This is a genomic window from Pseudomonas sp. S3_A09 (genome assembly GCF_054668065.1).
Genome location: NZ_CP162752.1, coordinates 4,491,086 through 4,516,055 on the forward strand (window position 1 = coordinate 4,491,086; position 24,970 = coordinate 4,516,055).

The window sequence follows — 24,970 nt, forward strand, 5'->3', positions numbered from 1 at the left end:
TGTCAATTTGCCTAAAGTCTTGCAGCAGAAGGCTTTAACCGTACTTTTTCCTCGAAATTGACTGCCGTTTACGCCTTTTATTCCCCCAGCGCAATCCGCTATTAGGGTGAGGAGTGCGCGTTGTCATTAGTAACCTAACTGTCTATACTCGGCCACCGACCGCCAAGGGCTTTTGGGCTTGCTTTCATTGGGGGTCGCACTCCCTGGGTGGTGCTTACCTGACCAGTGCACTCCCCAACAACTTTGCCCTGATTGTTAGGGGCTCTTCAGTGTGAAAAAAAGCCGTGAATAGCCAACGACCTGTAAACCTAGACCTAAGGACCATCAAACTCCCCATCACCGGCGTTACGTCGTTCCTGCACCGTGTTTCCGGCATCATCCTGTTCCTGGGCTTGGGCATCATGCTTTATGCATTGAGCAAATCCCTGGGTTCCGAGGAAGGATACGCCGAGGTGAAGGCATGCTTGACCAGCCCGCTGGCCAAGTTCGTAGCATGGGGCCTCCTGTCCGCTCTGCTCTATCACCTGGTAGCCGGTGTGCGCCACTTGATCATGGATATGGGCATCGGTGAGACGCTGGAAGGCGGCCGCCTGGGCTCGAAAATCATCATCGCCATTTCCGTGGTGCTGATCGTTCTGGCAGGAGTTTGGATATGGTAACCAGCGTTACGAATCTGTCGCGTTCGGGCCTCTATGACTGGATGGCACAGCGTGTGTCTGCGGTCGTTCTCGCGGCTTATTTCATTTTCCTGATCGGATACCTCGTTGCAAATCCGGGCATCGGCTATGAGCAATGGCATGGCCTGTTCTCCCACAATGCAATGCGAATCTTCAGTCTGCTGGCCCTTGTTGCCCTGGGCGCACACGCCTGGGTCGGCATGTGGACCATCGCGACCGACTACCTGACGCCGATGGCGCTGGGCAAGTCCGCGACCGCAGTACGTTTCCTCTTCCAGGCAGTCTGCGGCGTCGCGATGTTCGCTTACTTCGTCTGGGGTGTGCAGATTCTTTGGGGTATCTGATTCATGGCTAACATTCCAACTATTTCATTCGACGCCATCATCATTGGTGGCGGCGGTGCTGGCATGCGCGCTGCGCTGCAGCTGGCCCAGGGCGGTCACAAGACTGCCGTGATCACCAAGGTGTTCCCGACCCGTTCCCACACCGTATCGGCCCAGGGTGGCATCACCTGCGCCATCGCCTCCGCCGACCCGAACGATGACTGGCGCTGGCACATGTACGATACCGTCAAGGGTTCCGACTACATCGGTGACCAGGACGCTATCGAATATATGTGTCAGGAAGGCCCGGCCGCGGTGTTCGAGCTGGACCACATGGGTCTGCCGTTCTCCCGCACCGAGCAAGGCCGTATCTACCAGCGTCCATTCGGCGGTCAGTCGAAGGATTACGGTAAAGGCGGGCAGGCTGCCCGTACTTGCGCCGCTTCCGACCGTACCGGTCACGCGCTGCTGCACACCCTTTATCAGGGCAACCTAAAAGCCGGTACCACGTTCCTGAACGAGTACTACGCGGTCGATCTGGTGAAGAACGCGCAAGGCGAGTTCGTCGGTGTGATCGCCATCTGCATCGAAACCGGTGAAACCACCTACATCCGTGCCAAGGCTACCGTGCTGGCGACTGGCGGTGCAGGCCGTATCTACGCGTCGACCACCAATGCCCTGATCAACACCGGTGACGGCGTCGGCATGGCACTGCGTGCCGGCGTACCGGTACAAGACATCGAAATGTGGCAGTTCCACCCGACCGGCATCGCCGGCGCTGGTGTACTGGTGACCGAAGGTTGCCGTGGTGAAGGTGGCTACCTGATCAACAAGCACGGCGAGCGTTTCATGGAGCGTTACGCTCCGAACGCGAAAGACCTTGCTGGTCGTGACGTTGTTGCCCGTTCGATGGTTAAAGAGATCATCGCCGGTAATGGCTGTGGCCCGAATGGCGACCACGTGCTGCTGAAGCTCGATCACCTGGGCGAAGAAGTGCTGCACAGCCGTCTGCCAGGTATCTGTGAGCTGTCCAAGACTTTTGCTCACGTTGACCCGGTGGTTGCTCCGGTTCCGGTTGTTCCAACCTGCCACTATATGATGGGCGGCGTGCCGACCAACATCCACGGCCAGGCGATCACCCAGAACGCCGAAGGCGAGGACGAGATCATCCACGGTCTGTTCGCTGTAGGCGAAGTGGCTTGCGTATCGGTGCACGGTGCCAACCGTCTGGGCGGCAACTCGCTGCTCGACCTGGTGGTATTCGGCCGCGCTGCCGGCCTGCACCTGGAAAAGGCGCTGACCGACGGCATCGAATACGATGACGCGACCGATGCCAACATCGAGGCTGCACTGGCTCGCCTGAACGCTCTGAACGAGCGCACCGATGGCGAAGACGTGGCTACCCTGCGTCGCGAGCTGCAAAGCTGCATGCAGAACTACTTCGGTGTATTCCGTACCGGCGAATACATGCAGAAGGGTATTGCCCAGCTGGCCGATCTGCGCAAGCGCATCGCCAACGTCAAGATCAACGATAAGAGCCAGGCGTTCAACACTGCTCGTATCGAAGCCCTTGAGCTGCAAAACCTGCTGGAAGTGGCCGAAGCGACCGCAATCGCTGCCGAGGTTCGCAAGGAGTCCCGTGGTGCTCACGCCCGTGAAGACTTTGAAGATCGCGACGACGAAAACTGGTTGTGCCACACCCTGTACTTCCCGGGTGACAAGCGCGTGACCAAGCGTGCCGTGAATTTCTCGCCGAAGACGGTTCCGACGTTTGAACCGAAGATTCGGACTTACTAAGGGTGGCTGCCATGTTGAAAGTCAGTGTTTACCGCTACAACCCTGATCAGGACGCTGCGCCGTTCATGCAGGAATTCCAGGTCGATACCGGTGGTAAAGACTTGATGGTGCTGGATGTACTGGCACTGATCAAAGAGCAGGACGAAGGTTTCTCCTATCGTCGCTCTTGCCGTGAAGGTGTGTGCGGTTCCGACGGCATGAACATCAACGGCAAAAACGGCTTGGCGTGCATCACGCCGCTGTCCGCCGTGGTCAAAGGCAACAAGCTGATCGTTCGTCCACTGCCAGGTTTGCCGGTTATCCGTGACCTGGTCGTCGATATGAGCATCTTCTACAAGCAATACGAGAAAGTTAAGCCGTTCCTGCAGAACGACACGCCGGCTCCGGCCATCGAGCGTCTGCAGTCCCCGGAAGAGCGCGAGAAGCTCGACGGTCTGTACGAGTGCATCCTGTGCGCTTGCTGCTCGACTTCGTGCCCGTCCTTCTGGTGGAACCCGGACAAGTTCCTGGGTCCAGCTGCCCTGCTGCAAGCCTACCGCTTCCTGGCAGACAGCCGTGATACCAAGACGTCCGAGCGTCTGGCTTCGCTGGATGACCCGTTCAGCGTATTCCGCTGCCGCGGGATCATGAACTGCGTCAACGTATGTCCCAAAGGCCTGAACCCGACTAAGGCCATTGGTCACATCCGTAACATGCTGCTGCAGAGCGGCGTGTAACCGACGTTGTAGTAAAGGCAGGACCGTTGTGCCCGTAAATGCTACGGCGCAGGCTTCAACCGGCGCCGTAGTTTTAACTTGAGCAGCGACTTACAAAGCCGCGGCTCTTATTTTGAAGAAATGAGACAAGCAGGGGCATTCGGGTTGGTACCCGAACTATCAGCGTGATCCTAAGTGGCTTGTTTTGGTCGCTGCACTTGGCCTTTTGCAAGCAAACTCGGTGTTTTCGCCGGTGGTGTCCCCAAATCGAGGGTGACCAAGCATGCAAGAAAGCGTGATGCAGCGCATGTGGAACAGCGGCTATCTTTCAGGTGGTAACGCTGCCTATGTGGAAGAGCTTTATGAGCTCTACCTGCACGACCCTAACGCTGTGCCAGAAGAATGGCGCACCAAATTTCAGACGTTGTCTTCAGACGGCAACGCTGCCACCGATGTATCGCACGCAACAATTCGCGATCAGTTCGTGCTGCTGGCAAAGAACCAGCGCCGCGCCCAACCGGTTTCTGCCGGCAGCGTGAGCAGTGAGCATGAGAAGAAGCAAGTTGAAGTATTGCGACTGATCCAGGCCTACCGGATGCGTGGCCACCAGGCGGCCCAGCTTGACCCGCTGGGGCTCTGGAAGCGTCCTGCACCTGCTGACCTGTCGATCAATCATTACGGCTTGACCAATGCCGATCTTGATACGACCTTCCGTGCCGGCGACCTGTTCATCGGCAAAGAGGAAGCGAGCCTACGCGAAATTCACGAAGCGTTGCAGCAGACATATTGCCGCACCATTGGCGCTGAGTTCACGCACATCACCGATTCCGAGCAACGCCACTGGTTCCAGCATCGCCTGGAAGGTGTGCGTGGTCGTCCGGTGCTGTCTGCCGACGTACGCAGCCACCTGCTCGAGCGCGTCACCGCTGCCGAAGGCCTGGAAAAATACCTGGGCACCAAATACCCGGGCACCAAGCGTTTCGGTCTGGAAGGCGGCGAAAGCCTGATCCCGATGCTCGACGAGCTGATCCAGCGTTCCGGTTCCTACGGCACCAAGGAAATCGTGATCGGCATGGCTCACCGTGGTCGCCTGAACGTGTTGGTCAACACCTTCGGCAAGAACCCGCGTGAGCTGTTCGACGAGTTCGAAGGCAAGAAGAAAGTCGAGTTGGGTTCCGGTGACGTTAAATACCACCAGGGCTTCTCGTCCAACGTGATGACCACCGGCGGTGAAGTTCACCTGGCCATGGCCTTCAACCCATCCCACCTGGAAATCGTTTCTCCAGTGGTCGAGGGTTCGGTCCGTGCCCGCCAGGATCGTCGTAACGACACCACCGGTGAAAAGGTCCTGCCGATTTCCATCCACGGTGACGCGGCATTCGCCGGTCAAGGCGTGGTCCTGGAAACTTTCCAGATGTCGCAGACCCGCGGCTTCAAGACCGGCGGTACCGTTCACATCGTCATCAACAACCAGGTTGGCTTCACCATCAGCAACCCGCTGGACGCGCGCTCTACCGAGTACGCCACCGACGTTGCCAAGATGATCCAGGCGCCGATTCTCCATGTGAATGGTGATGATCCGGAAGCCGTGCTGTTCGTGACCCAGCTTGCTATCGACTATCGCATGCAGTTCAAGCGTGACGTAGTGATCGATCTGGTTTGCTACCGCCGTCGCGGTCACAACGAAGCCGACGAACCAAGCGGCACCCAGCCGTTGATGTACCAGCAGATCACCAAGCAGCGCACCACCCGTGAGCTGTACGCCGAAAGCCTGACCAAGGCCGGTGTGGTTGACGATGCACGTGTTCAGGCCAAAGTCGATGAATACCGCAACGCGCTGGACAACGGTCTGCATGTAGTAAAAAGCCTGGTTAAAGAGCCGAACAAAGAGCTGTTCGTTGATTGGCGTCCATACCTGGGCCACGCCTGGACTGCGCGTCACGATACGTCGTTCGATCTGAAGACCTTGCAGGAATTGTCCGCCAAACTGCTGGAAATTCCTGAAGGTTTCGTGGTCCAGCGCCAAGTGGCGAAGATCTACGAAGACCGCCAGAAGATGCAAGCCGGCGGCCTGCCGATCAACTGGGGTTACGCCGAAACCATGGCGTACGCGACCCTGGCGTTCGAAGGTCACCCGATCCGCATGACCGGCCAGGACATCGGCCGTGGTACGTTCTCGCACCGTCACGCGGTATTGCACAACCAGAAAGACGCGGGCACCTATATCCCGTTGCAGAACCTGTATGAAGGCCAGCCACGTTTCGACTTGTACGACTCGTTCCTGTCCGAAGAAGCGATTCTGGCGTTCGAATACGGTTACTCGACCACCACGCCAAACGCGCTGGTGATCTGGGAAGCTCAGTTCGGCGACTTCGCCAACGGTGCCCAAGTGGTTATCGACCAGTTCATCACCAGCGGCGAGCACAAGTGGGGTCGCCTGTGCGGTCTGACCATGCTGCTGCCACACGGTTATGAAGGTCAGGGTCCTGAGCACTCCTCGGCCCGTCTGGAGCGTTACCTGCAGCTGTGCGCCGAGCACAACATCCAGGTGTGCGTGCCGACTACGCCGGCCCAGATCTACCACTTGCTGCGTCGCCAGGTGATCCGCCCACTGCGCAAGCCGCTGGTAGTGCTGACGCCGAAGTCGCTGCTGCGTCATAAATTGGCCATCTCGACCCTGGAAGATCTGGCGGATGGTTCGTTCCAGACCGTGATCCCGGAAATCGACGCGCTGGACGCGGCAAAAGTGACGCGCCTGGTCCTGTGCAGCGGCAAGGTCTACTACGACCTGCTGGAAAAACGCCGTGCCGAAGGCCGCGAAGACATCGCCATCGTGCGTATCGAGCAGCTTTACCCGTTCCCGGAAGACGACCTGATGGAGGCCATCGCGCCTTACACCAACCTCACTAATGTGGTGTGGTGCCAGGAAGAACCGATGAACCAGGGCGCGTGGTACAGCAGCCAGCATCACCTGCGTCGCAGCATCGGCAACCACAACAAGGCCCTGGGCCTTGAATATGCCGGCCGTGATGCTTCCGCTGCACCTGCGTGTGGTTATGCGTCGATGCACGCCGAGCAGCAGGAAAAACTGCTGCAAGATGCTTTCACTGTTTAACGCCTTCGCGCTGACTGAAACCGAATTTTAAGGACCCACAGATAATGGCTATCGAAATCAAAGCCCCGTCATTCCCGGAATCGGTTGCCGATGGCACCGTTGCCACCTGGCACAAGAAACCAGGCGACGCTGTAAAGCGTGACGACCTGATCGTCGACATCGAGACCGACAAAGTCGTGCTGGAAGTGTTGGCCGAAGCTGACGGCGTGCTGGGCGCAATCGTTGCCGAAGAAGGCGCTACCGTGCTGTCGAACCAGGTACTGGGCTCGATCGAAGAGGGCAGCGCTGCTGCTGCCGCTCCTGCCGCTGCCGCTGCACCAGCTGCTGCTTCGGCTCCAGCCGCTGCTCCGGCTGCTGGTGGTGAAGATCCAATCGCTGCACCGGCTGCCCGTCAGCTGGCTGAAGAGAATGGCATCAACCTGGCTTCCATCAAGGGCACCGGCAAAGACGGCCGTGTGACCAAGGAAGACGTGGTTGCCGCTGTTGAAGCCAAGAAAAACGCTCCAGCTGCCGCACCTGCCAAGGCTGCTGCCCCGGCTGCCGCTGCTCCAGTGTTCGCCGCTGGCGACCGCACCGAGAAGCGTGTACCGATGACCCGCGTACGTGCCACCGTGGCCAAGCGTCTGGTTGAAGCACAGTCGAACATGGCGATGCTGACCACCTTCAACGAAGTCGACATGACCGAAGTCATGGCCCTGCGTTCGAAGTACAAGGATCTGTTCGAGAAGTCCCACAACGGCGTGCGCCTGGGCTTCATGTCCTTCTTCGTGAAAGCCGCCACCGAAGCGCTGAAACGCTTCCCGGCAGTGAACGCTTCCATCGACGGCAACGACATCGTTTACCATGGCTACGCAGACATCGGCGTTGCCGTGTCCAGCGACCGTGGCCTGGTGGTTCCAGTACTGCGTAACGCCGAGCTGATGAGCCTGGCCGAAATCGAAGGCGGCATCGCCACCTTCGGCAAGAAAGCCCGTGACGGCAAGCTGACCATCGACGAGATGACCGGCGGTACCTTCACCATCACCAACGGTGGTACCTTCGGTTCGATGATGTCGACCCCGATCGTCAACCCACCGCAAGCCGCGATCCTGGGCATGCACAACATCATCCAGCGTCCGATGGCCATCAACGGCCAAGTCGTGATCCGCCCAATGATGTACCTGGCGCTGTCGTACGATCACCGCCTGATCGATGGTAAAGAAGCCGTGACTTTCCTGGTGACCATCAAGAACCTGCTGGAAGACCCGGCTCGTCTGTTGCTGGATATCTGATTGAAGCAGCTGCAAGTTGCGAGCTACAAGCTGTAAGAAAAAAGCAGCTTGGCTTGCCGCTTGCGGCTAAAAGCTTGTCGCAAATAGAGGATCTATTTTCATGACACAGAAATTTGACGTCGTAGTGATTGGTGCAGGTCCTGGCGGCTACGTTGCCGCTATCAAGGCCGCACAATTGGGCCTCTCGACTGCTTGCATTGAAAAATACACCGACAAGGAAGGCAAACTGGCATTGGGCGGTACTTGCCTGAACGTTGGTTGCATTCCTTCCAAGGCGCTGCTGGACAGCTCCTGGAAATTCCACGAAGCCCAAGACGGCTTCGCGATCCACGGCATCCACCATGCCGGCGTGACTATGGACGTACCTGCAATGGTCGGCCGTAAAGCCAACATCGTCAAAGGCCTGACTTCCGGCGTTGCCACCTTGTTCAAGGCCAACGGTGTGACTTCCCTGCAAGGCCACGGCAAGCTGCTGGCCGGCAAGAAAGTTGAAATCACCAAGCCAGACGGTTCGACCGAGATCATCGAAGCCGAGAACGTGATCCTGGCTCCAGGCTCCCGTCCAATCGACATTCCGCCTGCTCCAGTTGACCAGAACGTGATCGTTGATTCGACCGGTGCCCTGGAATTCCAAGCCGTGCCTAAGCGCCTGGGCGTGATCGGCGCTGGCGTGATCGGCCTGGAACTGGGTTCGGTGTGGTCCCGCCTGGGTTCCGAAGTCACCGTGCTGGAAGCCCTGGACACGTTCCTGCTGGCTGCCGACACCGCTGTATCGAAAGAAGCCCTGAAAACCCTGACCAAACAAGGTCTGGACATCAAGCTGGGCGCTCGTGTGACCGGTTCGAAAGTCAACGGTGAAGAAGTTGTCGTCAACTACACCGACAAGGATGGCGAAAAGACCATCACTTTCGACAAGCTGATCGTAGCCGTTGGTCGCCGTCCAGTGACCACCGACCTGCTGGCAGCCGACAGCGGCGTGACCCTCGACGAGCGCGGTTACGTGCACGTTGACGATCACTGCGCGACCACCGTGCCGGGCGTCTACGCCATCGGCGACGTGGTGCGTGGCATGATGCTGGCGCACAAGGCTTCCGAAGAAGGCATCATGGTTGTCGAGCGCATCAAGGGCCACAAAACCCAGATGAACTACGACCTGATCCCATCGGTTATCTACACCCACCCGGAAATTGCATGGGTCGGCAAGAACGAACAGCAGTTGAAAGCTGAAGGCGTTGAAGTTAACGTCGGCACCTTCCCGTTTGCCGCTTCTGGCCGTGCCATGGCAGCCAACGACACCGGTGGTTTTGTCAAAGTCATTGCTGATGCCAAGACTGACCGCGTATTGGGCGTCCACGTGATTGGCCCAGGCGCAGCAGAACTGGTTCAGCAGGGCGCGATCGGTATGGAATTCGGCACCAGTGCCGAGGACATCGGCATGATGGTCTTCTCCCATCCGACGTTGTCCGAAGCGCTGCACGAAGCCGCGTTGGCAGTGAATGGCGGCGCCATCCACATCGCCAACAAGAAGAAGCGCTAAGCGAGATAATAAGAAACCACGGCGGAGTTGCCCGTCGTGAGCCTTGCGCGCAAGACTCACCGCGGAATATCCGCTGGACGCAGTCTTGCGCAGCTTTACGGGCCTTGAGCCCCGCAAGTTGCGCAAGCAGCAGTCACAGGTGGCGCGGCACTCATAATGAGCGCAGCGCCGAATGCGCAGTACCTAACGAAGACGGTAAAAAGCATGAATCTTCACGAGTATCAGGGTAAGCAGCTGTTCGCTGAATACGGCCTGCCAGTTTCCAAGGGCTACGCAGTAGACACCCCGGAAGCAGCAGCAGAAGCTTGCGACAAAATCGGCGGCACCGAGTGGGTTGTCAAAGCCCAGGTCCACGCTGGTGGTCGCGGTAAAGCGGGCGGCGTTAAGCTGGTTCGCAGCAAAGAAGACGCCAAAGCCTTCGCACAGCAGTGGCTGGGCAAGCGTCTGGTGACTTACCAGACTGATGCCAATGGCCAGCCAGTCACCAAGATCCTGGTTGAATCGTGCACTGATATCGCTAAAGAGCTGTACCTGGGCGCTGTCGTTGACCGTTCGAGCCGTCGCATCGTGTTCATGGCTTCCACCGAAGGTGGCGTGGACATCGAGAAAATCGCTCACGAAACCCCAGAAAAAATTCTGAAAGCCACTATCGATCCACTGGTGGGCGCTCAGCCATTCCAGGGTCGCGAGCTGGCTTTCCAGTTGGGTCTGGAAGGCAAGCAAGTTGCCCAGTTCGCCAAGATCTTCGTAGGTCTGGCCAAACTGTTCCAGGATCACGATCTGGCCCTGCTGGAAGTGAACCCGCTGGTGATCAAGGCTGACGGCGATCTGCACTGCCTCGACGCCAAGATCAACATCGACGCCAACGCCATGTACCGTCAGCCTAAGCTGAAGACTTTCCACGATCCGTCGCAAGACGATCCGCGCGAAGCGCACGCCGCCAAGTTCGAACTGAACTACGTAGCACTGGAAGGCAACATCGGTTGCATGGTCAACGGTGCTGGCCTGGCCATGGGTACCATGGACATCGTCAACCTGCATGGCGGCAAACCAGCCAACTTCCTCGACGTGGGCGGTGGTGCTACCAAGGAACGCGTAACCGAAGCCTTCAAGATCATCCTGTCCGACTCCAACGTCGCCGCAGTACTGGTCAACATCTTCGGCGGCATCGTTCGTTGCGACATGATTGCCGAAGGCATCATCGGTGCAGTGAAAGAAGTCGGCGTTAAAATCCCGGTTGTTGTTCGCCTTGAAGGCAACAACGCTGAACTGGGCGCTAAAGTACTGGCAGAAAGCGGTTTGAACATCATCGCGGCTACCAGCCTGACCGACGCTGCTCAACAAGTTGTCAAAGCTGCGGAGGGCAAATAATGAGCGTCCTGATCAATAAAGACACCAAAGTTATCTGCCAGGGTATTACCGGTTCGCAAGGTAGTTTCCACACCCAGCAAGCCATCGAATACGGCACCAAGATGGTCGGTGGTGTAACGCCTGGTAAAGGCGGCACCGAGCACCTGGGCCTGCCAGTGTTCAACACTGTGAAAGACGCTGTAGCTGCCACTGGCGCCACCGCCAGCGTGATCTACGTTCCAGCTCCTTTCTGCAAGGACTCGATCCTGGAAGCAGCATTCGGCGGCATCAAGCTGATCGTTTGCATCACCGAAGGCATTCCTACCCTGGACATGCTGGACGCTAAAGTTAAGTGCGACGAGCTGGGCGTAGTCCTGATCGGCCCTAACTGCCCAGGCGTGATCACTCCAGGCGAATGCAAGATCGGCATCATGCCAGGTCACATTCACTTGCCAGGTAAAGTCGGTATCGTTTCCCGTTCCGGCACCCTGACCTACGAAGCTGTCAAGCAAACGACTGACGCCGGTTTCGGCCAGTCGACTTGCGTCGGCATCGGTGGTGACCCGATCCCAGGCTCGAACTTCATCGACATCCTGAAGCTGTTCCAGGAAGACCCGAAGACCGAAGCGATCGTGATGATCGGTGAGATCGGCGGTTCGGCTGAAGAAGAAGCGGCTGCCTACATCAAGGCACACGTGACCAAGCCGGTTGTTTCCTACATCGCTGGTGTGACTGCCCCTGCGGGCAAGCGCATGGGCCATGCTGGCGCAATCATCTCTGGCGGCAAAGGCACTGCAGACGAGAAATTCGCTGCGCTGCAAGACGCAGGCGTTAAAACCGTGCGTTCGCTGGCAGACATCGGCAAGGCCCTGGCCGAGCTGACCGGTTGGGCTGTCAAGTAAGCCTCGCGCTTAACTGACGCTTCACCACACAAAGGCCACCTTCGGGTGGCCTTTGTGCATTCTGAAGTTGGTGAAGATCTAGGTGGGGGAGCGGGCTTGCTCACGAAAGTGGCGTGTCAGTCAGCTTGCGAGTGGCTGATACACCGCTTTCGCGAGCAAGCCCGCTCCCACATCCGGTCGCATTTCAAAATTTAGATATGAAAACGCGACATAAAAATGTCGCTTATCGGACAGTTCGCCCCCCAACAGTGCGTTTGACCCGCAAATTCGTTAGGCTAGCCGCCTCTTTATGCGTGCGCATCCCAAAAGGAAGCCCCGCGCTAGACCGGTCGGCTCCCATAAGGGCCGACAGTATTTCCCTCATCCATAGGGAATCCCTCTCTAAATTCCGATTCAGTAGTGTGGTATTTCCTCAAATGAAAGTGTTGAAAAGCCAGGATGTCCTGGCGTTGGGCTTTATGACTTTTGCCCTGTTCGTGGGCGCCGGCAACATCATCTTCCCGCCTATCGTTGGTTTGCAGTCCGGGCCTCATGTCTGGATGGCAGCGCTGGGCTTTTTGGTCACCGCAGTGGGTTTGCCGGTGGTCACCGTGATCGCCCTGGCCAAGGTGGGTGGCGGTATGGACGCGCTGAGCAGCCCGATCGGCAAGATCGCCGGCGGCCTGCTGGCGGCGGCGGCGTATCTGGCGGTAGGGCCGCTGTTCGCCACCCCGCGTACTGCGACCGTATCCTTCGAGGTGGGCCTGGCGCCGCTGACCGGCGAAAGCCCGCTGGCACTGTTCCTCTACAGCTCGGTGTATTTCCTGGTGGTGTTTTTTGTCTCCCTCTACCCAGGTCGACTGCTGGACACCGTAGGTCGCTTCCTGGCGCCGCTGAAGATCATCGCGCTGGCCATCCTCGGTATCGCCGCATTCGCCTTGCCGGCCGGCGATGTAGGCGTCGCTACCCAGGAATATGTGGCAGCACCGTTCTCCCAAGGTTTCATCAATGGTTACCTGACCATGGATACCCTGGGCGCCCTGGTATTCGGCATCGTGATCGTCAATGCCATTCGCTCCCGTGGCGTCGAGTCGCCGAAGCTGATCACCCGCTACGCCATCATTGCCGGCCTGATCGCCGGTGTGGGCCTGGCACTGGTGTATATCAGCCTGTTCCGCCTTGGCTCGGGCAGCCATGAAGTCGCCGCCGGTGCTGCCAATGGCGCCGCGGTATTGCACGCCTATGTGCAACACACGTTTGGCTCCCTGGGCAGCGGCTTCCTGGCTGTGCTGATTTCCCTGGCGTGCCTGGTCACGGCGGTCGGCCTGACCTGTGCCTGCGCCGAGTACTTCAGCCGGATCCTGCCGTTGTCCTACAAGACCCTGGTGGTGATCCTGGCGCTGTTCTCGCTGTTCGTGTCCAACCTGGGTCTGACCAAGCTGATTGCCTTCTCGATCCCGGTACTGACCGCGATCTACCCGCCGTGCATCGTGCTGGTGGCGTTGAGCTTCTGCAAAGACTTCTGGCTAGAGCAGGGTCGTATTGTCGGCCCGGTGATGCTGGTGTCGTTCATCTTTGGCTGCATCGATGCGCTCAAGGGCGCTGGCCTGGCGGATTGGATGCCTGCACAGTTGGCCAACCTGCCGCTGAGCGAGCAGGGCCTGGCGTGGTTGGTGCCGTCGGTGATGACGCTGGCTGTGGCGTTTGCGGTTGATCGTATGCTGGGCAAGCGCAGCGAAGCGATCGCTTAAGCTACGTTTTCCGCTGTACTGAAATGCCTCGTATCAATCGATACGGGGCATTTTTTATGCTTATGAGACAACAACCTTCTAAAGTTGGAGCTCGGTAAATGGGGAGCGGGCTTGCTCCCACATTTGGACCGCGCCCGCCACTCCATTTTTTGTGTAACAGGACCCACATGTCGTTCGTCGAAGCCAATCAGATCCATCTGCTTGCCGCCCTCTGGTTCGTCCTGTGCTGGGGCGGCTATACCCGTTACGCCGCCTGGAAAGCCCGCGACACAGCCTGCCTGGCCAGTGTGTTGCATCTGTATCGCGAAGACTGGATGCGCCGCATGCTGCTGCGCGACAACCGCATCGCCGACGCCAGCGTGATCGGTAACCTGGAGCGCAACGCCTCGTTCTTCGCCTCCAGCACCTTGATTATCCTCGCCGGCATTCTCACCGTGCTCGGCGCTTCCGAGCGCGCGGTGTCGTTGCTGGCGGATATTCCCATGGTGCAGCAGGCTTCCCAGGGCATGTCGGAGATCAAGCTGCTGTGCCTGGCGCTGGTGTTCGTCTATGCGTTTTTCACATTCAGCTGGTGCATGCGGCAGTACAATTTCGCGGCGGTGCTGGTGGGGTCGGCGCCGATGATCGGTGAGCGGCATGTGTCGGAGCAGGAGCGCAATGCGTTTGCCCTGCGGGCGGCGCGGGTGATCTCCATGGCTGCCAACCAGTTCAACTTCGGCCTGCGCTCTTACTACTTCGGCATGACCATGCTGGCGTGGTTTGTCAGCCCCTGGTTGTTCATGTTGATGAGCAGTGGGGTGGTGTTGGTGCTGTACCGTCGGGAGTTTCATTCCGACGTGCTGCAAGTGATGGTGTATACGCAGACGGACACACCGCCGCCGGAAGCGGTTAAAGAAGCCGCTTAACTAAACCTTCAGATAAAAACCCCAGACAAAGTAAAGCCCGCTATCTAAGCGGGCTTTCTTTTTGCAGCCAAGCTATTTCAAGCCGCGGTCTCAAGAACCGGTGGCAGGGGTAGCAGGTGCTGCTTCTTTTGCGGCGGCTTCGTTCGATTCAGCCTGAGCTTTGGCAGCATCGGCGTTTTCTTTCGCAGCGTCGTTCACTTTATCCTGAGCCTTCGCCATGTCTTTCTGAGCTTGCTCAGAATGCGCGGCGGCGTCTTGGGCTTTGTCTTCGGATTTCTTGTCGCAGGCAGCGAGACCGAGGGCAGCGGCGAGCATCATGGAAATAGCTAAAGTCTTGCGCATGGGTGTTTCTCCTTATTGAAGATATCTACTGGCCTTTCGAGCATGGCGGTTCGGCATTAGTTCCTTTTATTCCATAGATATATAAATCGCTGCCTAACCGGAACTTTTGTCCGGACCCTCGATTTGGTGGATCAACATTAATAAGAGTCTTTAACGAATGACCGAAAATCCCCTGTTGGCGCGCGCGGCGCGCTTTGTTTCGGCCTTGCGCCATTGCCAGGTGCTGGGCATTACCGCTCATCAGGCCAGCGAGGAGGGCATTACCTTGATCATGCCCTACGCCCCGCATTTGGTGGGCGATCCCCGGTCGGGCGTGATCCACGGCGGCGCGCTGACCTCCCTGATGGACACCGCCTGTGGCATGGCCACCCTTTGTGTATTGCCGGAATTCGAGGTGTGCCCGACCCTCGACTTGCGTGTTGACTACATGCATCCCGCTGCGCCGCACCAGCCGGTGTACGGCTTCGCCCAATGCTACCGGGTGACCACCGACGTGATCTTCACCCGTGGTTTTGCCTACCAGGATGATCCGCAACAACCCATCGCCCATGTGGTGGGCACGTTTATGCGCATGGGCAAGCGCCTCAAGGGTGCGCAAGGGTTGGGCAACACGATCAAGGGAGCGCAGGCATGACGCACCGATTCAAGACCCGCCTGGAACAGGCCCATGAGCGCGGCGATTATGAGGCGTTGCTCAACCTGATCCCCTACGCCAAGCTCATCGGTATCGAATGCACTCGGCTGGGGGATGAGCTGCTGTTCCGGCTGCCCGCCAACAAGGACAATATTGGTAACCCCATATTGCCGGCACTGCACGGCGGCGTGATCGCCGGCTTCATGGAGCTGTCCGCCGCGCTGCACCTGCTGGTCTTCACCGGTGCGCCGGGCATTCCGAAAATCATCGACTTTTCCCTGGATTACCTGCGCGCCGGGCAGTTTCGCGACACCTACGCCAAATGCCAGGTCTGGCGTCAAGGCCGACGGGTGGCAAACGTCGCGATCACTGCCTGGCAAAGCACTGCCGCAGAACCCATCGCTACCGCCCGCGCGCATTTCAAGATCGAGGAATCGAGCCGCCCTTGAAATCCTGGTCTTAGCCCCCAACTTTGATGACAACCCGCCGCCAACCCTCAAGGGCGCGGCCACTGCCATCCAATTGGAGTTTGATGACCATGAGTGTGGAAACTCAAAAGGAAACCCTGGGCTTCCAGACCGAGGTGAAGCAACTGCTGCACCTCATGATCCATTCGCTGTATTCCAACAAGGAAATCTTCCTTCGCGAATTGATCTCGAACGCCTCTGACGCTGTCGACAAATTACGTTTCGAAGCCCTGTCCAAGCCTGAGTTGCTGGAAGGTGGCGCCGAACTGAAAATCCGTGTGAGCTTCGACAAGGACGCCAAGACCGTCACCCTCGAAGACAACGGCATCGGCATGAGCCGCGAAGACGCGATTACCCACTTGGGCACCATCGCTAAATCCGGTACTGCCGACTTCATGAAAAACCTGTCGGGCGACCAGAAGAAAGATTCGCACCTGATCGGCCAGTTCGGCGTGGGCTTCTACTCGGCCTTCATCGTGGCCGACAAAGTAGAAGTGTTCAGCCGCCGTGCCGGCCTCGACGCCAGCGAAGGCGTGCACTGGTCGTCCAAAGGTGAGGGCGAATTCGAAATCGCCACTATCGACAAGGCCGACCGTGGCACCCGTATCGTCCTGCACCTTAAATCGGGTGAAGACGAATTCGCCGATGGCTGGCGCCTGCGTAACATCGTCAAGAAGTATTCCGATCACATCGCCCTGCCGATCGAACTGCCAAAAGAACAGGCTGCCGTTGAAGGCGAAGAGGCTCCAGCCCAGGAATGGGAAGTGGTCAACCGCGCCAGCGCGCTGTGGACCCGTCCGCGTACCGAGATCAAGGACGAGGAATACCAGGAGTTCTACAAGCACATCGGTCACGATTACGAAAACCCGCTGAGCTGGAGCCACAACAAGGTCGAAGGCAAGCTGGAATACAGCTCGCTGCTCTACGTACCGGCGCGTGCTCCGTTCGACCTGTACCAGCGTGAAGCGCCGAAAGGCCTGAAGCTCTACGTGCAGCGTGTGTTCGTGATGGACCAGGCGGAATCCTTCCTGCCGTTGTACCTGCGCTTCATCAAGGGCGTGGTCGACTCCAACGATTTGTCGCTGAACGTTTCGCGGGAAATCCTGCAGAAAGATCCGATCATCGACTCTATGAAGTCGGCGCTGACCAAGCGCGTACTCGACATGCTGGAAAAACTGGCGAAGAACGAGCCTGAGCAATACAAAGGCTTCTGGAAAAACTTCGGCCAGGTCATGAAAGAAGGCCCTGCGGAAGATTTCGCCAACAAGGAAAAAATCGCCGGCCTGCTGCGCTTTGCCTCGACGCATGAAGAGGGCGGCGAGCAGGTTGTGTCCCTGGCCGAGTACCTGGCACGCGCCAAGGAAGGTCAGGACAAGATCTACTACCTGACTGGCGAAACCTACGCCCAGGTCAAGAACAGCCCGCACCTGGAAGTCTTCCGCAAGAAAGGCATCGAAGTGTTGCTGCTGACCGACCGTATCGATGAGTGGCTGATGAGCTACCTCAACGAATTCGATGGCAAGTCCTTTGTCGACGTGGCCCGTGGTGACCTGGACCTGGGTAACCTGGACTCCGAAGAAGAGAAGAAAGAAGCCGAAGAAGTCGCCAAGTCCAAAGAAGGCCTGGTTGAGCGGATCAAGGCGTCCCTGGGCGATGCCGTCAGCGAAGTGCGCGTGTCGCACCGTCTGACCGATTCTCCGGCGATCCTGGCGATCGGCGAGCAGGACCTGGGCATGCAGATGCGCCAGATCCTCGAAGCCAGTGGCCAGAAGGTTCCGGATTCCAAGCCGATCTTCGAATTCAACCCGGCACACCCGCTGATCGAGAAACTCGACGGCGAGCAAAGCGAAGAGCGGTTTGGCGACCTGTCGCACATCCTCTTCGACCAGGCGGCCCTGGCCGCTGGCGACAGCTTGAAAGACCCGGCCGCCTATGTGCGCCGCCTGAACAAGCTGTTGGTTGAACTGTCGGTTTGACCTTGAAGTAAAAAAACCCGCTTCGGCGGGTTTTTTCGTTCTGGCGCTCCAACAGGGAGCACGTTGCGCCGAATGGTTAATTCACCTCAACTGGAGTAAACGATGAGCCAAGTCACTGTACGTTCCGTGGTCTATCAGATTGATGGCCAGTCCTATGAAAGCCGCCTGGCGTTCGATGCCAGCCACAAGGGCCCGCTGCCGGGGCTGCTGATGGCGCCGAACTGGATGGGCGTGAGTGCGGGGGCTGAGGAGATCGCCAAAAGCGTGGCCGGCAAGGGCTACGTAGTACTGATCGCCGACCTCTACGGCCAGACTGTGCGCCCTTCGAATGGTGATGAGGCCGGCGCTGCGATGATGCCGCTGAAGAACGACCGTGCGTTGTTGAACAAGCGCATGCAGGCGGCATTCGAGCAACTGCAGGGCCAGACCGAGGCCGCCGTTGATACGTCAAAACTGGCGACCTTTGGTTTCTGTTTCGGCGGTTGCTGCTCCCTGGAACTGGCGCGTACCGGTGTGCCGGTCAAGGCTGCCATCTCGTTCCACGGCACCCTCGACACGCCGAACCCGGCGGACGCGAAGAACATCAAAGGCTCTGTGCTGGTCCTGCATGGCGCATGCGACCCGTTGGTGCCCAAAGAGCAACTGCCGGTGTTCGAAGATGAAATGAACGCGGCGGGCGTGGATTGGCAATTGCTGAGCTACGGCGGCGCGGTGCATTCCTTCACCGACCCGCATGCAAACGTGCCGGGCAAAATGATGTACGACGCGAAGACTGCCAAGCGGGCGTTCCAGTCGATGCATAACCTGTTGGATGAAGTGTTCAAGGGCTAAATCTCTAGCGCTTGTTCGGGCCTCTTCGCGAGCAAGCCCGCTCCCACATTCGACCGCATTCCTACAGGGTAAATGGGGTCGAGTGTGGGAGCGGGCTTGCTCGCGAATGCTATCTCACAGGCAATTCAATTCTTTCGGACTCACCCGGCACCGTCGGCCAATCCCCAGCCGCCCAGCGCTGCCTGGCCTGTTCGATCACCGCCGGATCACTCGCGACAAAATTCCAATTAATCCGCCGTGGCCCATCCAGTGGCGCGCCGCCAAACACCATCAGGTGGCAATCGCTCTCGGCGAACAGTGTCATTTCCTGCCCGGCCGGCAGTACCGCCAAGCTGTGCACCTCCAATGCTTCCCCCTCCAACTGCGCCTCGCCCTCCAGCACATACACTGCCCGTTCCTCATGCTCATCAGGAATCAGCAGGGTCGTGGCCGTTTGCATGCGTACCTCGGCATACAACGTGGGCGATAGCACCGGCACCGGCGATTTGAGGCAGAAACCATCACCCGCGATCAGGCGGATCTGCACGCCGAGGTTGTCACTCACCGGCAGGCTCGCGGCCGGGTGATGGCTGTAATGCCCCGGCCCCGTTTCGTGGTCCTTTGGTGATGCCAGCCAGACTTGCAGCCCATGCAGGCTGAAACCTCTGGCCTTGAGCGCCTCAGGTGTACGCTCGACGTGGGCAATCGCGCTGCCGGCGGTCATCCAGCTGACATCGCCGGCGTGCACCACCTGGTCCGAACCCAGGCTGTCTTTGTGCTGCAAAGCGCCTTCGAACAGATAAGTGAGCGTGGACAGACCAATATGCGGGTGTTGGCGGATATTCATGCCCTCGCCCGGTGCATAACGGGTGAGCAGCATATGGTCGAAAAACACGAAAGGCCCGACGCTGCGGCATTCTCGCGACGGCAGCGGGCGCAGGATCGGTTGGCCTTCGACCTCTTCGGGGCGAGGGCGGATCACGGTGAGGGTGGTCATGGTGCGTCCCAATCTGAGCGGGTTGGATGCTGCTGAGCATAACCCGCTCGGTAGGATGTTGCCGCTATTGGCTGAAGGCACCTTCCGACAGCTTCGTCTCAATGCTGACGTCGGCGGTGGTCATCAGCTTGTGCACCGGGCAGCGATCCGCCACACGGTGCAGCTCGTCGCGTTGTTCGTCGGTGAGGACGCCCTTGAGCGTCAGCGTGACGTTGAGTTTGTATTTACCCTTTTGTTCTTCAGCGGCGTCATGGGTGACTTCTACAGTTACGCCGGAAAGCGGGATGTCTTTCTTCTGTGCGTAGAGCTTGACGGTCAATGCTTTGCACGACGCCAGCGCGGCGTCGAAGTAGTCGTGGGGGGAGGGCGCCGAATCATCGCCGCCCAGGCTTTTGGGCAGGTCGGTAAACAACTCATGGTTGTTGATATTGACGCTATGGCGGAAGTTGTCTTGGTTCAGGGTATTTACGGTAACAGGCATGGTAAACCTCACAGGGTGACAGGATGAAGGTCATGCAGTTATAGAGCATGCTGGCACTTCGGTGTTCCGCGTTTTTTGCCGGATGAACCCCGGTGGGGCGCGCAAGGTCTACCCGTATCAGCCCTTATCGAGGTGTTACCGTGCCCTGGACCCGTCTGACGCTTGCCCTGTTGTTCACCGCCGGCAGCCTTGTTGCGCAGGCCCGCGACTATGCCTACAGCGATGCGCACCTGCATTACGTTGATTTCTTTCAGGAAACGGCGGGCATGGACAAGCTGCTCAAGGCGATGGCCGACAACCGCATTGAGCATGTGATGATTTCCGGCATTCCGGTCGCGAAGAAGTGGCACGAAGACGAACCCAAGCGCCCACGTTATTACGCCGGTGATGACGCCGATGCTTATTGGTACAGCGCCACCGACGTGATCGTTGCGGCAGCGGTCAACAAGCTGACCCCTGAACAGCGTCAGCACTTTCATCCGTTCCTGTCGGGCTTCAATCCTAACGACAAGAACTCGGATGCCCATATCCAGCGCATGCTCGACCTCAACCCAGGGCTGTGGCAGGGCATCGGCGAAGTCTTCACGCGCCATGACGACCTCACGGCCATCACGGCGGGCGACACGCCGCGCGCGAACAACGAAGCCATGACCCGCATCTATCACCTCGCAGCGGAAAACGACCTGCCGGTGATGCTGCACTCCAACATCACCTCCAAACGCGAGCGTAACCCGCTGTACCTCGCCGAAGTGGAGGAGCCGCTGCGCAACCATCCCCACACGCGCTTTATCTGGGCCCATGCCGGCACCAGCAAGGAAATCCACCGCCACCAGGTGCAGATGGACTTTTTGCTGCCCACCTTGAGCCGCCTGCTGGAGGCTTATCCCAACCTGTATGTTGACCTGTCCTGGAGCATGCTCACGCCGTATCTGCTCGATGACGCAGGCCAGCCTCGCCCGGAGTGGGTAAAGCTGGTGGAACGCTTCCCGGAGCGCTTTATGCTGGGCTCGGATGTCGTAGGGCGGTTCAACAAGCTGGGTAAGGAGATGCGCCGCTTTGACCCTTTTCTCGATGCCTTGCCTGAGGATGTGGCGCAAAAAGTTGCGCGGGATAACTTTCTTGCCGTCCTGCCTAAAGCGAACCAAGAGGGTGCAGCCCGTTGATATCGCGTTTTGGTCTTACGCAACGGCCGTAACGGGCCGATAACTTTCAAGAGCCAGCTGCAAATGGATGCAGCGCGTTTGGAAGGAGCCAAGGCATGAGTATCAGAAGTCTGAATATCGCCCCGCGCGCGGGATTGGGGTTTGGCGTGTTGGCGTTGATGGTGTTTGCCCTGGGCGGCTTTGCCCTGTTGCAGATGGCCAATATGCGGCAGCAGTCGGATCAGGTGGAAAACAACTGGCTGCCCAGCGTGATGGCGGTGGGGGATATGAGTCAGGACCTGCTGCGCATCCGTGCGCTGACGTTGCGCCTGCTGGTCAACCGCGACCCCCAGGCGCTGGCGCAGAATGAACAGAAACTCACTGAAATCAAAGCCAACCTGCATCGCGCTCGAACGTTGTATCAGGGCTTGATCGTATTGCCCGCCGAACAAGTGTTATTTGATCGCTTCAAGGCCGAAGAGGCGCGCTACCTCGAACGTCAGGAGCAGGTGGTGACCTTGTCCAAGGCCAATCAACTGGAGGATGCGATCCGGGTGGTCAACGGCGAAATGAACCAACTGGCTGACGAAATGGCGGCGACGCTGCGCGAACTGGTGACCTTGAACAAGACCAGTGCCAACCAGGCCGCAAGCCTGGCACAAAGCGTATTCAGCCAGTCGCGCATTTGGGTGATCGGCATGATTGTGCTCACGGCGCTGGTCACCATTGGCCTGGCGGTATTGCTGACGCGCAGTATCGTGCTGCCGCTGGCACAGTCGTTGAAAGTGGCCCAGGGCGTCGCGAGCGGCGATTTAACCGGTGAGATCAGTGTCCGTGGCCGCGACGAACCGGCGCGCTTGCAGCAGGCGCTCAAGAGCATGCAGGAAAATCTGCGTGACACCATCCGGCGCATATCCGAATCGTCGAACCAACTGGCGTCGGCTTCCGAAGAGCTGAGTTGCGTCACGGAGGACGCGACGCGTGGCTTGCATCAACAGAGCCAGGAAATCGAGCAGGCCGCCACGGCCGTCAACCAGATGACCGCCGCGGTCGAAGAGGTGGCAAGCAATGCAGTGGCCACGTCGCAGGCGTCGCGCGAATCCGACCGCATCGCCCAGCGTGGGCGTGAGCAGGTGCAGCAGACGGTGGTGTCGATTGAAGCGCTGGCCACCGATGTGACCGACAATGTGACGCAGGTCGAGGACTTGGCGCAGAAGGTCTATGGCATCAGCAAGGTGCTGGACGTCATCCGCTCGATTGCCGAACAGACCAACCTGCTGGCGCTGAATGCGGCGATCGAAGCGGCACGTGCCGGGGATGCCGGACGTGGTTTTGCGGTAGTTGCGGACGAGGTGCGCGCCTTGGCCCACCGCACCCAGCAGTCGACCCAGGAAATCGAACAGATGATCAGCGGGATCCAGCAGGGTACCGATCAGGCGGTCAGCTCGATGCAGCAGAGCAATACACGGGCGCGCTCCACGCTGGATATCGCCAAGTCGGCAGGCACGGCGTTGGAGGAAATTGCCTCGGCATTTACCCTGATCAATGAGCGTAACCTGGTGATTGCCAGCGCGTCTGAGCAACAGGCGGCAGTGGCGCGTGAGGTGGATCGCAATCTGATGAACATTCGCGATTTGGCGCACCAGACGTCAACGGGGGCGAATCAGACCAGTGCCGCGAGTCACGATTTGTCGCGGCTGGCGGTGGACCTGAACACGCTGGTGGCGCGGTTTTCGGTGTAGGGCGGGAAGCCGAGGGGCCCCTTCGCGAGCAAGCCCGCTCCCACACTTGACCGAGTACCTTCTAAAGAAATGCGGTCAGTGTGGGAGCGGGCTTGCTCGCGAAGCAGGCGACTCGGTCCTGAGTTGATTGCCCACAAAAAAGCCCCGAACCAGTCGGGACTTTTTCATGCGATCAAGCGACAGGCCTTACTTACCCTACCAGCGTTTCAGCACCAGGGTGGCGTTAGTGCCTTGGCGCACCAGACGTCAACGGGGGCGAATCAGACCAGTGCCGCGAGTCACGATTTGTCGCGGCTGGCGGTGGACCTGAACACGCTGGTGGCGCGGTTTTCGGTGTAGGGCGGGAGACCGAGATGGCGCCATCGCAGGCAAGCCAGCTCCCACATTTGACTGTGTTTACAATTCAAACTGTGGGAGCTGGCTTGCCTGCGATAGAGGCGGCGCGGTCTTACCTGTAATCACCCACAAAAAAGCCCCGAACCAGTCGGGACTTTTTCATGCGATCAAGCGACAGGCCTTACTTACCCTACCAGCGTTTCAGCACCAGGGTGGCGTTAGTGCCTTGGCGCACCAGACGTCAACGGGGGCGAATCAGACCAGTGCCGCGAGTCACGATTTGTCGCGGCTGGCGGTGGACCTGAACACTCTGGTGGCGCGGTTTTCGGTGTAGGGCGGGAAGCCGAGGGGGCCCCTTCGCGAGCAAGCCCGCTCCCACACTTGACCGAGTACCTTCTAAAGAAATGCGGTCAGTGTGGGAGCGGGCTTGCTCGCGAAGCAGGCGACTCGGTCCTGAGTTGATTGCCCACAAAAAAGCCCCGAACCAGTCGGGGCTTTTTCATGCGATCAAGCGACAGGCCTACTTACCTTGCCAGCGTTTCAGCACCAGGGTGGCGTTAGTGCCACCAAAGCCGAAGCTGTTGCTCATCACGGTGTCGATTTTTGCATTCTCAACGGTTTTGGTCAGGATCGGCATGTCAGCCACCACCGGATCAATCTCGTCGATGTTGGCCGAGCCGGCCATGAAGTTGCCTTCCATCATCAGCAGGCAGTAGATCGCTTCGTGAACGCCGGCGGCGCCCAGGGAGTGACCCGACAGGCTCTTGGTGGAGCTGATGGCTGGCGCCTTGTCGCCGAAGACCGCACGCACGCCTTCCATTTCCTTGGCGTCGCCGACCGGAGTCGAGGTGCCGTGGGTGTTCAGGTAGTCGATTGGGGTATCTACAGTGGACATGGCCATCTGCATGCAACGGATGGCGCCTTCACCGCTCGGGGCAACCATGTCGTAGCCGTCGGAAGTGGCGCCGTAGCCGACGATTTCCGCGTAGATCTTGGCACCACGGGCCAGAGCGTGTTCCAGCTCCTCGACCACCACCATGCCGCCACCGCCGGCGATGACGAAACCGTCACGCTTGGCGTCGTAGGCGCGGGAGGCCTTTTCCGGGGTTTCGTTGTATTGAGTGGACAGCGCGCCCATGGCGTCGAACAGGAACGACTGGCTCCAATGCTCTTCTTCACCGCCGCCGGCGAATACGATGTCCTGCTTGCCCAGCTGGATCTGCTCAACCGCAGTACCGATGCAGTGTGCACTGGTGGCGCAGGCGGAGGAGATCGAGTAGTTCACGCCCTTGATCTGGAACGGCGTGGCCAGGCAGGCCGAAACGGTGCTGCCCATGGTCCGCGTGACACGGTAAGGGCCAACGCGCTTCACGCCTTTTTCGCGCAGGATGTCCAGCGCTTCCATCTGGTTGAGGGTCGATGCGCCGCCGGAGCCGGCGATCAGGCCGGTGCGTACGTTCGATACCTGGTCGTCGCTCAGGCCGGAGTCGGCGATCGCGTCTTTCATGGCCAGGTAGGCATAGGCGGCAGCGTGGCCGACGAAGCGATAGATCTTGCGATCAATCAGCTCTTCGAGGGGCAGGTCGATGGAGCCGGAAACCTGGCTACGCAGACCCATTTCGGCATATTCCGGGTTGAAGCGGATGCCAGGGCGACTTGCACGCAGGTTAGCGGTGACGGTCTCTTTGTCATTGCCCAGGCAAGAAACAATGCCCAGACCAGTGATAACGACGCGGCGCAT

General features: G+C 58.9%; 21 protein-coding genes and 1 pseudogene. 18 read left to right on the forward strand and 4 right to left on the reverse strand.

Going from position 1 to position 24,970, the window contains the following annotated elements; genetic code table 11:
* Positions 1 to 284 precede the first annotated feature (284 nt).
* The 11 genes from sdhC to AB4N92_RS21015 all read left to right on the forward strand — a co-directional run bounded on the left by sdhC (position 285) and on the right by AB4N92_RS21015 (position 14,302).
* A complete protein-coding gene (gene sdhC, locus AB4N92_RS20965; protein WP_003172804.1) occupies positions 285 to 659 on the forward strand; it encodes a succinate dehydrogenase, cytochrome b556 subunit in 375 nt (124 codons plus the stop codon).
* The gene (sdhD, locus tag AB4N92_RS20970; RefSeq protein WP_003172805.1) at positions 653 to 1,021 is read left to right on the forward strand and encodes a succinate dehydrogenase, hydrophobic membrane anchor protein; all 369 of its coding nucleotides are present in this window, start codon (positions 653 to 655) and stop codon (positions 1,019 to 1,021) included. Before sdhC ends, sdhD begins: the two co-directional genes overlap by 7 nt.
* Positions 1,022 to 1,024: 3 nt before the next feature.
* Positions 1,025 to 2,797 (forward strand): succinate dehydrogenase flavoprotein subunit, encoded by a 1,773-nt coding sequence (sdhA, locus tag AB4N92_RS20975; RefSeq protein ID WP_010211741.1) that lies wholly within the window; start codon positions 1,025 to 1,027, stop codon positions 2,795 to 2,797.
* A gap of 11 nt (positions 2,798 to 2,808) precedes the next feature.
* Complete coding sequence (locus AB4N92_RS20980; protein ID WP_003172807.1) at positions 2,809 to 3,513, forward strand: succinate dehydrogenase iron-sulfur subunit; 705 nt, start codon at positions 2,809 to 2,811, stop codon at positions 3,511 to 3,513.
* A 262-nt stretch (positions 3,514 to 3,775) separates the two neighbouring features.
* Positions 3,776 to 6,607: a 2-oxoglutarate dehydrogenase E1 component gene (locus AB4N92_RS20985; protein WP_236267551.1), complete on the forward strand. Its 2,832-nt coding sequence runs from the start codon at positions 3,776 to 3,778 to the stop codon at positions 6,605 to 6,607.
* Positions 6,608 to 6,651: 44 nt separating this feature from the next.
* The gene (gene odhB / locus AB4N92_RS20990) at positions 6,652 to 7,878 is read left to right on the forward strand and encodes a 2-oxoglutarate dehydrogenase complex dihydrolipoyllysine-residue succinyltransferase (protein ID WP_010211736.1); all 1,227 of its coding nucleotides are present in this window, start codon (positions 6,652 to 6,654) and stop codon (positions 7,876 to 7,878) included.
* 100 nt (positions 7,879 to 7,978) lie between these two features.
* Positions 7,979 to 9,415, forward strand: a complete 1,437-nt coding sequence (lpdA, locus tag AB4N92_RS20995; RefSeq protein WP_010211733.1) for a dihydrolipoyl dehydrogenase — start codon at positions 7,979 to 7,981, stop codon at positions 9,413 to 9,415.
* Between the two features lie 204 nt (positions 9,416 to 9,619).
* Complete coding sequence (gene sucC / locus AB4N92_RS21000) at positions 9,620 to 10,786, forward strand: ADP-forming succinate--CoA ligase subunit beta (RefSeq protein WP_003233235.1); 1,167 nt, start codon at positions 9,620 to 9,622, stop codon at positions 10,784 to 10,786.
* On the forward strand, positions 10,786 to 11,667 hold the full coding sequence (gene sucD, locus AB4N92_RS21005) for a succinate--CoA ligase subunit alpha (RefSeq protein WP_003172813.1): 882 nt from the start codon (positions 10,786 to 10,788) through the stop codon (positions 11,665 to 11,667). The genes sucC and sucD overlap by 1 nt, the downstream gene beginning before the upstream one ends.
* 416 nt (positions 11,668 to 12,083) lie before the next feature.
* Positions 12,084 to 13,397, forward strand: a complete 1,314-nt coding sequence (brnQ, locus tag AB4N92_RS21010; protein ID WP_010211728.1) for a branched-chain amino acid transport system II carrier protein — start codon at positions 12,084 to 12,086, stop codon at positions 13,395 to 13,397.
* A 167-nt stretch (positions 13,398 to 13,564) separates the two neighbouring features.
* Positions 13,565 to 14,302, forward strand: a complete 738-nt coding sequence (locus AB4N92_RS21015; RefSeq protein ID WP_010211727.1) for a DUF599 domain-containing protein — start codon at positions 13,565 to 13,567, stop codon at positions 14,300 to 14,302.
* Between the two features lie 90 nt (positions 14,303 to 14,392).
* Here the strand turns inward: AB4N92_RS21015 and AB4N92_RS21020 are convergent, their stop codons facing one another.
* Entirely contained in the window at positions 14,393 to 14,644 is a 252-nt protein-coding gene (locus tag AB4N92_RS21020; protein ID WP_010211724.1) for a hypothetical protein, read from the reverse strand.
* Between the two features lie 157 nt (positions 14,645 to 14,801).
* Between AB4N92_RS21020 and AB4N92_RS21025 the strand changes: the two genes are divergently transcribed.
* The 4 genes from AB4N92_RS21025 (at position 14,802) to AB4N92_RS21040 (ending at position 18,552) form a co-directional block, all read left to right on the forward strand.
* Positions 14,802 to 15,278, forward strand: a complete 477-nt coding sequence (locus tag AB4N92_RS21025) for a PaaI family thioesterase (protein ID WP_044286893.1) — start codon at positions 14,802 to 14,804, stop codon at positions 15,276 to 15,278.
* Positions 15,275 to 15,727: a PaaI family thioesterase gene (locus AB4N92_RS21030; protein WP_010211720.1), complete on the forward strand. Its 453-nt coding sequence runs from the start codon at positions 15,275 to 15,277 to the stop codon at positions 15,725 to 15,727. The genes AB4N92_RS21025 and AB4N92_RS21030 overlap by 4 nt, the downstream gene beginning before the upstream one ends.
* An 89-nt stretch (positions 15,728 to 15,816) precedes the next feature.
* A complete protein-coding gene (gene htpG / locus AB4N92_RS21035) occupies positions 15,817 to 17,721 on the forward strand; it encodes a molecular chaperone HtpG (RefSeq protein ID WP_031291036.1) in 1,905 nt (634 codons plus the stop codon).
* 102 nt (positions 17,722 to 17,823) lie between these two features.
* On the forward strand, positions 17,824 to 18,552 hold the full coding sequence (locus tag AB4N92_RS21040) for a dienelactone hydrolase family protein (RefSeq protein WP_045792366.1): 729 nt from the start codon (positions 17,824 to 17,826) through the stop codon (positions 18,550 to 18,552).
* A 109-nt stretch (positions 18,553 to 18,661) separates the two neighbouring features.
* Here the strand turns inward: AB4N92_RS21040 and AB4N92_RS21045 are convergent, their stop codons facing one another.
* Both AB4N92_RS21045 and AB4N92_RS21050 read right to left on the reverse strand, forming a co-directional pair.
* Complete coding sequence (locus tag AB4N92_RS21045) at positions 18,662 to 19,528, reverse strand: pirin family protein (protein WP_176332335.1); 867 nt, start codon at positions 19,526 to 19,528, stop codon at positions 18,662 to 18,664.
* Positions 19,529 to 19,592: 64 nt separating this feature from the next.
* On the reverse strand, positions 19,593 to 20,009 hold the full coding sequence (locus AB4N92_RS21050) for an OsmC family protein (RefSeq protein ID WP_021492563.1): 417 nt from the start codon (positions 20,007 to 20,009) through the stop codon (positions 19,593 to 19,595).
* Positions 20,010 to 20,149: 140 nt separating this feature from the next.
* Between AB4N92_RS21050 and AB4N92_RS21055 the strand changes: the two genes are divergently transcribed.
* The 3 genes and pseudogenes from AB4N92_RS21055 to AB4N92_RS21065 all read left to right on the forward strand — a co-directional run bounded on the left by AB4N92_RS21055 (position 20,150) and on the right by AB4N92_RS21065 (position 22,893).
* Positions 20,150 to 21,172, forward strand: coding sequence for an amidohydrolase family protein (locus tag AB4N92_RS21055; RefSeq protein ID WP_010211709.1), 1,023 nt, complete (start codon positions 20,150 to 20,152; stop codon positions 21,170 to 21,172).
* A 158-nt stretch (positions 21,173 to 21,330) separates the two neighbouring features.
* A pseudogene (locus AB4N92_RS21060) lies at positions 21,331 to 21,753 on the forward strand (MCP four helix bundle domain-containing protein); the annotation flags it as partial.
* Between the two features lie 96 nt (positions 21,754 to 21,849).
* Entirely contained in the window at positions 21,850 to 22,893 is a 1,044-nt protein-coding gene (locus AB4N92_RS21065; RefSeq protein WP_406550086.1) for a methyl-accepting chemotaxis protein, read from the forward strand.
* A gap of 856 nt (positions 22,894 to 23,749) precedes the next feature.
* Here AB4N92_RS21065 and fabB read toward each other — a convergent pair.
* Positions 23,750 to 24,970, reverse strand: coding sequence for a beta-ketoacyl-ACP synthase I (gene fabB / locus AB4N92_RS21070; protein WP_010211706.1), 1,221 nt, complete (start codon positions 24,968 to 24,970; stop codon positions 23,750 to 23,752).